8 protein-coding genes are annotated in these 7,900 nt (G+C 71.1%); 1 reads left to right on the forward strand and 7 read right to left on the reverse strand.

What is annotated here, in order from left to right:
- The 5 genes from nuoE to AB0K09_RS25815 all read right to left on the reverse strand — a co-directional run.
- Positions 1-704 (reverse strand): NADH-quinone oxidoreductase subunit NuoE (nuoE, locus tag AB0K09_RS25795; RefSeq protein ID WP_366067777.1); only part of this gene is annotated, 704 nt, incomplete at its 3' end.
- 174 nt (positions 705-878) lie between these two features.
- Positions 879-2,222 (reverse strand): NADH-quinone oxidoreductase subunit D, encoded by a 1,344-nt coding sequence (locus AB0K09_RS25800; RefSeq protein ID WP_366067778.1) that lies wholly within the window; start codon positions 2,220-2,222, stop codon positions 879-881.
- A complete protein-coding gene (locus AB0K09_RS25805) occupies positions 2,222-2,989 on the reverse strand; it encodes an NADH-quinone oxidoreductase subunit C (RefSeq protein WP_366067779.1) in 768 nt (255 codons plus the stop codon). Before AB0K09_RS25805 ends, AB0K09_RS25800 begins: the two co-directional genes overlap by 1 nt.
- Positions 2,986-3,540: an NADH-quinone oxidoreductase subunit B family protein gene (locus AB0K09_RS25810; RefSeq protein ID WP_366067780.1), complete on the reverse strand. Its 555-nt coding sequence runs from the start codon at positions 3,538-3,540 to the stop codon at positions 2,986-2,988. Before AB0K09_RS25810 ends, AB0K09_RS25805 begins: the two co-directional genes overlap by 4 nt.
- A gap of 10 nt (positions 3,541-3,550) precedes the next feature.
- Positions 3,551-3,910 carry an NADH-quinone oxidoreductase subunit A gene (locus AB0K09_RS25815; RefSeq protein WP_366067781.1) on the reverse strand — a complete coding sequence of 120 codons (360 nt, stop codon included), beginning with the start codon at positions 3,908-3,910 and terminating at the stop codon, positions 3,551-3,553.
- Between the two features lie 752 nt (positions 3,911-4,662).
- On the opposite strand from AB0K09_RS25815, the gene AB0K09_RS25820 reads away from it, so the two are divergent.
- Positions 4,663-5,433 (forward strand): NlpC/P60 family protein, encoded by a 771-nt coding sequence (locus tag AB0K09_RS25820; protein ID WP_366067782.1) that lies wholly within the window; start codon positions 4,663-4,665, stop codon positions 5,431-5,433.
- A 75-nt stretch (positions 5,434-5,508) separates the two neighbouring features.
- Here the strand turns inward: AB0K09_RS25820 and AB0K09_RS25825 are convergent, their stop codons facing one another.
- Positions 5,509-6,792, reverse strand: coding sequence for a geranylgeranyl reductase family protein (locus AB0K09_RS25825; protein ID WP_366067783.1), 1,284 nt, complete (start codon positions 6,790-6,792; stop codon positions 5,509-5,511).
- A 62-nt stretch (positions 6,793-6,854) separates the two neighbouring features.
- On the reverse strand, positions 6,855-7,751 hold the full coding sequence (locus AB0K09_RS25830; RefSeq protein WP_366067784.1) for a hypothetical protein: 897 nt from the start codon (positions 7,749-7,751) through the stop codon (positions 6,855-6,857).
- Positions 7,752-7,900 lie beyond the last annotated feature (149 nt).

Raw genomic sequence — 7,900 nt, forward strand, 5'->3', positions numbered from 1 at the left:
GGCGGGCCGACCCTGACCGGCCCGCCCTCGCCCTTGGCCAGCCGCAGCCCGGCCAGCGAGGCGGGCCCGGCGCTGCCCCCGCCCGCCACGGCGTCCGGCCGGGGATCCGGGAAGCCGGCCAGCAGCCGGGCCGTCTCCCGGTACGTGCACAGGGGCGCCCCGCGCGTCGGGGTCACGGTGCGGCCGGCCCGCAGGTCGTCGACCAGGCGCCGGGCGCTCTCGGGGGTCTGGTTGTCGAAGAATTCCCAGTTCACCATCACCACGGGCGCGAAGTCGCAGGCCGCGTTGCACTCGATGTGCTCAAGGGTGATCTTGCCGTCGTCGGTGGTGCCGCCGTTGCCGACGCCCAGGTGCCGCTGGAGGTCCTCGAAGATGGCGTCGCCGCCCATCACCGCGCAGAGCGTGTTGGTGCAGACCCCGACCTGGTACTCGCCGCCCGGCCCGCGCCGGTACATGGTGTAGAAGGTCGCCACCGCCGTCACCTCGGCGGTGGTCAGCTCCAGCAACTCGGCGCAGAAGCGGATGCCGGTCCGGGTGACGTGCCCCTCCTCGGCCTGGACGAGGTGCAGCAGCGGCAGCAGCGCGCTGCGGCTGTCGGGGTAGCGGGCGATCACCTCCCGCGCGTCCGCCTCCAGCCGGGCACGGACATCGGCCGGGTAATCGGGGGCGGGGAGCGAGGGCATCCCCAGCTGGACGTCGCTCATTGCACCTCCCCGTTCGCTTCTCCGCCCGCGCGGCGCACCCGCGGGCCCGTCGTCCTCTGCGGCCCGGCGGCCGCGCACGCGTCGCTCACCGCGCCTCCCCGTTCGCTTCTCCGCCCGCGCGGCGCACCCGCGGGCCCGTCGTCCTCTGCGGCCCGGCGGCCGCGCACGCGTCGCTCACCGGTCGACGCCTCCCATCACGGGGTCGATGGACGCGACCGCCACGATGACGTCGGCGACCATGCCGCCCTCGCACATCGCGGCCATCGTCTGCAGATTGGTGAAGGACGGGTCCCGGAAGTGGACCCGGTACGGGCGGGTGCCGCCGTCGCTCACGACGTGCACGCCGAGCTCGCCCTTGGGCGATTCCACCGCCGTGTACGCCTGCCCGGGCGGCACCCGGAAGCCCTCGGTCACCAGCTTGAAGTGGTGGATCAGGGCCTCCATCGAGGTGCCCATGATCTTCTTGATGTGGTCGAGGGAGTTGCCGAGCCCGTCCGGCCCGAGGGCCAGCTGCGCGGGCCAGGCGATCTTCTTGTCCTCGACCATGACCGGTCCGGGCGCGAGCCGGTCCAGGCACTGGTCGACGATCCGCAGCGACTGGCGCATCTCCTCCAGGCGGATCAGGAAGCGCCCGTAGGCGTCGCAGCTGTCGGCGGTGGCGACCTCGAAGTCGTAGGTCTCGTAACCGCAGTAGGGCTGCGCCTTGCGCAGGTCGTGCGGCAGTCCGGTGGCGCGCAGGATGGGGCCGGTCGCGCCGAGGGCCATGCAGCCGGTGAGGTCGAGGTGGCCCACGTCCTGCATGCGGCCCTTGAAGATGGGGTTCCCGGTGGCGAGCTTGTCGTACTCGGGGAGGTTTCTGCGCATCTTCTTCACGAACTCGCGCACCACGTCGACGGCCCCGGGCGGCAGGTCCTGGGCGAGGCCGCCGGGGCGCACATAGGCGTGGTTCATCCGCAGGCCGGTGATCAGCTCGAAGATGTCGAGGATCATCTCCCGGTCCCGGAACCCGTAGATCATGATCGTGGTGGCGCCGAGCTCCATGCCGCCGGTGGCGATGGCGACCAGGTGCGAGGAGATGCGGTTCAGCTCCATGAGCATGACGCGGACGACGGTGGCGCGGTCGGGGATCCGGTCCTCGATGCCGAGCAGCTTCTCCACGCCCAGGCAGTACGCCGCCTCGTTGAAGAACGGCGTCAGGTAATCCATGCGCGTGACGAAGGTGGTGCCCTGGGTCCAGTTCCGGTACTCGAGGTTCTTCTCGATGCCGGTGTGGAGGTAGCCGATGCCGCAGCGGGCCTCGGTGACCGTCTCGCCGTCGATCTCCAGGATGAGCCGCAGCACGCCGTGGGTGGACGGGTGCTGCGGGCCCATGTTGACGACGATGCGCTCGTCGTCGGCCCGCTTGGCGGCCTCGGCGATCTCGTCCCAGTCGCCGCCGGTGACGGTGTAGACGGCGCCCTCGGTGGTTTCCCGCGGGCCGGACGCGGAGCCCGGCGCGGGGCTTGGTGCGGTGGACATCAGGAGTACGACCTCCGCTGGTCGGGAGCCGGGATCTGGGCGCCCTTGTACTCGACGGGGATGCCGCCGAGGGGGTAGTCCTTGCGCTGCGGGAAGCCCTGCCAGTCGTCGGGCATCATGATCCGGGTGAGCGCCGGGTGGCCGTCGAAGACGAGCCCGAAGAAGTCGTACGCCTCGCGCTCGTGCCAGTCGTTCGTCGGATAGACCTCGACGAGGGACGGCAGGTGCGGGTCGGCGTCGGGGACGCCCACCTCCAGCCTGATCAGCCGGTTGTGGGTGATCGAGCGCAGGTGGTAGACGGCGTGCAGCTCGCGGCCGGTGTCCCCCGGGAAGTGGACGCCGCTCACGCCGGTGCACAGCTCGAAGCGCAGGGCGGGGTCGTCACGCAGGGTGCGGGCGACGCGGGGCAGGTGCTCGCGGGCGATGTGGAAGGTGATCTCGCCACGGTCGACGACGGTCTTCTCGATCGCCTGCCCGGGCGGCAGCCCCTGCTCCTCCAGGGCGCCCTCCAGCTCGTCGGCGACCTCGTCGAACCAGCCGCCGTACGGCCTGTTCGTCGCGCCGGGCAGGCGGACGGTCCGGACGAGGCGTCCGTAGCCGGTGGTGTCGCCGCCCTGGTTGACGCCGAACATGCCGCGGCGCTCGCCGATGACCTCGCCGTGGTCGTCACGCTGTCCCGGGAGGTTCTGCGTCTGGACGTCCTTGTCGGGGTTGACGCCGTTGGGGCCCTTGGGCTCGCCGGGGCCCGCGGCCTTGGGGTCGGTCACCGGAGCAGCCCCTTCATCTCGATCAGCGGCAGGGCCTTGAGGGCGGTCTGCTCGGCCTCGCGCTCCGCCTCCTCGCGGTGGACGCCGAGCTTCTCGTTCTGGATCTGGCGGTGGAGCTTCACGATGGCGTCCAGCAGCATCTCGGGGCGCGGCGGACAGCCGGGCAGATAGATGTCGACCGGCACGATGTGGTCGACGCCCTGCACGATCGCGTAGTTGTTGAACATGCCGCCGGTGGAGGCGCAGACACCCATGGAGATCACCCACTTGGGGTTGGGCATCTGGTCGTAGACCTGGCGCAGCACCGGCGCCATCTTCTGGCTGACCCGGCCCGCCACGATCATCAGATCGGCCTGGCGGGGCGAGCCGCGGAAGACCTCCATGCCGAAGCGGGCCATGTCGTAGCGGCCGGCCCCGGTGGTCATCATCTCGATGGCGCAGCAGGCCAGGCCGAAGGTCGCCGGGAAGACCGACGCCTTGCGGGCCCAGCCCACGGCCTGTTCGACGGTGGTCAGCAGAAAGCCGCTGGGCAGCTTCTCCTCGAGTCCCATGACGTGCCCCCTAGTCCCATTCCAGGCCGCCGCGCCGCCAGACGTAGGCGTAGGCGACGAAGACGGTGAGCACGAAGAGCAGCATCTCCACGAGCCCGAACATCCCCAGGGCGTCGAAGGTGACGGCCCAGGGGTAGAGGAAGACCACCTCGATGTCGAAGACGATGAAGAGCATCGCCGTCAGGTAGTACTTGATCGGGAAGCGCCCGCCTCCGGCCGGGTGCGGGGTCGGCTCGATGCCGCACTCGTAGGCCTCGAGCTTGGCGCGGTTGTAGCGCTTGGGCCCGACGAGCGATGCCATGATCACGGAGAAGACCGCGAAGCCCGCACCGAGGGCTCCCAGTACGAGGATGGGCGCGTAGGCGTTCACCGCTCCTCGCTCCTTCCAGTCGACGCTGACTGCCGGCTACCGGACCCCGGCGGGCTCACCGCCCCTTCCGCCGGCCCCCGCGCCGGTCACGCGGGGCCAACGAAGATCGCCTATATGTGAGGCAGTTCACAAGCCCGGGTCGATTGCATCCTATGCCCGTCGGTCTGTGATCTGCGACACGGGGTGCGGCACCGTGTTTGTGATCTTCACCACCTGACGAACGATCATCAAGGCGGATGATCAGTGATCTTCATACGCGAAGCGGTCGAGTGATCACGAGAGGTGACAATCGAGTGCGTCGATGCTGGTCGGGACGGGTGCGCCATTATCAATCCCCACCCCGCGCGGGCAAATTGGCGTACGACCCGATCAACTGATATAGGAGTGCGGTTCGCTGACGAAGCGACACGAGCCGGGGGTCGGCGGCCGCCGGCTCGCGCCCCGGTTCGCGAAGCCGGGCCGCGCGACCGGGAGGCCTCGGGGAGGCGTGACCTCCGCCACGCTCGCGAAGGTTAGGACACCGGATTTTCCGGGCAGCCTCGACGGGCGAGCCCCAAAAGTGATAGGACCCCCGGAGATCACCGCCGGAACCTCAAAATCCATGCTGAGGCGGCTGATCGAGGACGAGGCGCGGCTCGGCGCCGTGACCCTCCCGTGATCAATAAGTCCGAATTCTAGGCGCGTACACAACAATTGTGACGCATGCCACTCCTGTTGAAGTCAACCTTCGGGTCCTGGTAGTCCCTTGTGCCATGTCCCCGAACGCGCACATAACCAGCCACCGGAAGCCCCGTCGCCCGGCCACCCAGTCCTGGGTCGTCCGCACGGGTGTTGCCGGTGGCGTCCTCAGCACCCTGGCCGTGGCCGGCGCGGGCTCCGCCGCCACCGCCGCCGAGAAGCCCGCCGAGTCGACCCTGGAGATGCCGGCGTTCAACGCCGCCCTCTCCACCTCCATCGCGGAGAGCGCGGTCGCCACTCAGCAGACCGCTGACGACTACCAGGTGCGCGCACAGGTGGACGAGGCCGCCGACCAGGCCAAGGCCACCGCCAAGAAGGCCAAGGAAGAGGCCGAGCGCAAGGCGGAGGCGGAGCGCAAGGCCGCCGAGGCCAAGGAGCGCGCCTCCCGCAGCAGCGCGCGCACCACCCTGAGCACCAAGTCCGCCGCCACGGGCAGCAGCGCCGGCCTGATCGGCTTCCTGGAGGCCCAGCTCGGCAAGGCGTACGTGATGGGCTCCACCGGCCCGAACGCCTACGACTGCTCCGGCCTGGTCCAGGCCGCGTACAGCCAGCTCGGCATCGACCTGCCGCGCGTCTCGCAGGACCAGTCGACGGCCGGTACCCAGGTCGGCCTCGGCAACCTCCAGGTCGGGGACATCCTCTACTGGGGCCCGGCCGGCAGCGCCTACCACGTCGCGATCTACGTCGGCGGCGGCAAGTTCATCGGCGCCCAGAACCCCAGCTCCGGCATCGTGGAGCGCTCCCTGAGCTACGACCCGCCCACGGGCGCCGTCCGCGTGCTCTGATCACCACCGGCAGCACGAAAGGGCCGCCGTTCCCCGTGCGGGAACGGCGGCCCTTTCGCGTGCGCGCCACCGGGCTCAGGCCTTGGGGGCGACCTTGCTCAGCCCGTTGATGATCCGGTCCATCGCGTCGCCGCCCGTCGGATCGGTCAGGTTCGCCAGCATCTTGAGGGTGAACTTCATCAGCAGCGGGTGCGTCAGGCCGCGCTGCGTGCCGATCTTCATGACCTTCGGGTTGCTGATCAGCTTCACGAAGGCCCGGCCGAGCGTGTAGTAGCCGCCGTAGGTGTCCTTGAGGATCTTCGGGTAGCGCTGCAGCGCCAGCTCCCGCTGCGCGTACGAGGCGCGCGCGTGGGCCTGGACGATGACGTCGGCCGCGATCTGCCCGGACTCCATCGCATAGGCGATGCCCTCGCCGTTGAACGGGTTGACCAGGCCGCCCGCGTCGCCGACGAGCAGCAGGCCGCGCGTGTAGTGCGGCTGCCGGTTGAAGGCCATGGGCAGCGCGGCGCCCCGGATCGGGCCGGTCATGTTCTCGGGCGTGTAGCCCCAGTCCTCGGGCATGGAGGCGCACCACGCCTTGAGCACCTCGCGCCAGTCGAGCTCCTTGAAGGACGCGGAGGTGTTGAGGACGCCGAGGCCGACGTTGCTCGTGCCGTCGCCCATGCCGAAGATCCAGCCGTAGCCCGGCAGCAGCCGGTCCTGCGGACCGCGCCGGTCCCACAGCTCCAGCCAGGACTCCAGGTAGTCGTCGTCGTGGCGGGGCGAGGTGAAGTACGTGCGCACGGCCACGCCCATCGGCCGGTCCTCGCGCCGGTGCAGGCCCATGCCGAGGGAGAGCCGCGAGGAGTTGCCGTCGGCCGCGACGACGAGCGGGGCGTGGAAGGTGACCGGCGTCTTCTCCTCGCCGAGCTTCGCCTCCACACCGGTGATGTGCCCGGTGCGGTCGTCGATCACCGGCGCCTGGACGTTGCACCGCTCGTACAGCCGCGCACCGGCCTTGACCGCCTGCCGGGCGAGCTGCTCGTCGAAGTCGTCGCGCTTGCGGACGAGGCCGTAGTCCGGGTACGAGGCGAGGTCCGGCCAGTCGAGCTGGAGGCGGACGCCGCCGCCGATGATGCGCAGGCCCTTGTTGCGCAGCCAGCCGGCCTCCTCGGAGATGTCGATCCCCATCGCGACCAGCTGCTTGGTCGCGCGCGGCGTCAGGCCGTCGCCGCACACCTTCTCGCGCGGGAACGCGGTCTTCTCCAGCAGCAGGACGTCCAGCCCCGCCTTGGCGAGGTAGTACGCGGTCGTCGAGCCCGCCGGGCCCGCCCCGACGACGATCACATCGGCACTGTGTTCGGTACGCGGCTCGGTCACGGCGGGTTCTCCCGTTCGGCAAGGGCTTGGACGACGAGAGTCAGAGTCTATGAGCCGGGCCCTCAGTCGAAGTCGACCGGCCCGACCCACCAGTAGCGCAGGGCGGTGTCGAAGGTCTTGTGCGTGACGCCCCACGCGTCGCCCCAGTCCTCGTAGAGGACGGCGAACTCGTTGCCCTTCTCGTCCAGGTACGCCTGGTCGGCGGCGTGCACGGTGCGGCCGTCCTTCTCCCTGTACGTCCACTCCCACAGGGCGCCCGGCCGGCCGTCGAAGGTGTTGGCGGTCAGCTTGAGGCGCTGGTAGCCGTCCTGCCGGGAGACGGTCTTCTCCATCTCCAGGAAGTGGTCGTACGCGGACTTCCCGGCCTGCGGCAGGACCCCGACGCGCAGGTGCGCCAGCCCGGTGGGGCCCGCGTAGTCGATCTGACCGCGCCCCTTGTCGTTCCGGGTCCACCCCTGCGGCACGGCGAGCGTGAACCCCTCGGGGGACGTCATCCGCTCGAACCCCTCGGGCGGCTCGCCGGTCGCCCGGGGGGCGGAGGGGCCGGAGACGTCGGTGGAGGGGCCGGAGGGGGCCGAGGGGCCCGAGGACCCGCCGGAGGGCGTCGGGGTCGCGGTGGACGGGGGCGGGGTGGTGGCGGACGGCTTGTCGGCACCGCCGCCGCCCTTCCCCTCCCGCATGAGCAGCACCCCGCCGGCGACGGCCCCGCCGACCAGGAACGCGGCGAGCGCGACGGCGACCCACGTCAGCGGTCGCACCTTGCGCCGTCCGGCGGGGGCGGGCGTCCGGGCGGCGGGCGCACCGGTCCAGGGCGCGGTGGGGGTGCCGTAGGAGTACGGGCCGGTGCCCGCCGGCCACTGGGCAGCGGGCAGCGCCGACGGCGCGGGGGCGGGGGCGGCGGAGGCCGCCGGCGCCGGGGCGACCGGCGCGTCGGCGGCGGGCGGGGCGGGCGGAACCACCGGTGCGGAAGCCGTGACAGGGGCGGAGGCCGCCGACGGGGCGGCGGCGGGCGATGACGACCTCACCGCCGAGGCCGAGGCCGACATCCGCGGCTGTCTGGACGCCGGAGCGCACAGCGTTCAGCTCGACTTCACCGAAGCCCGCCTCG

Source organism: Streptomyces sp. NPDC049577 (assembly GCF_040675635.1).
GTDB lineage: Bacteria > Actinomycetota > Actinomycetes > Streptomycetales > Streptomycetaceae > Streptomyces.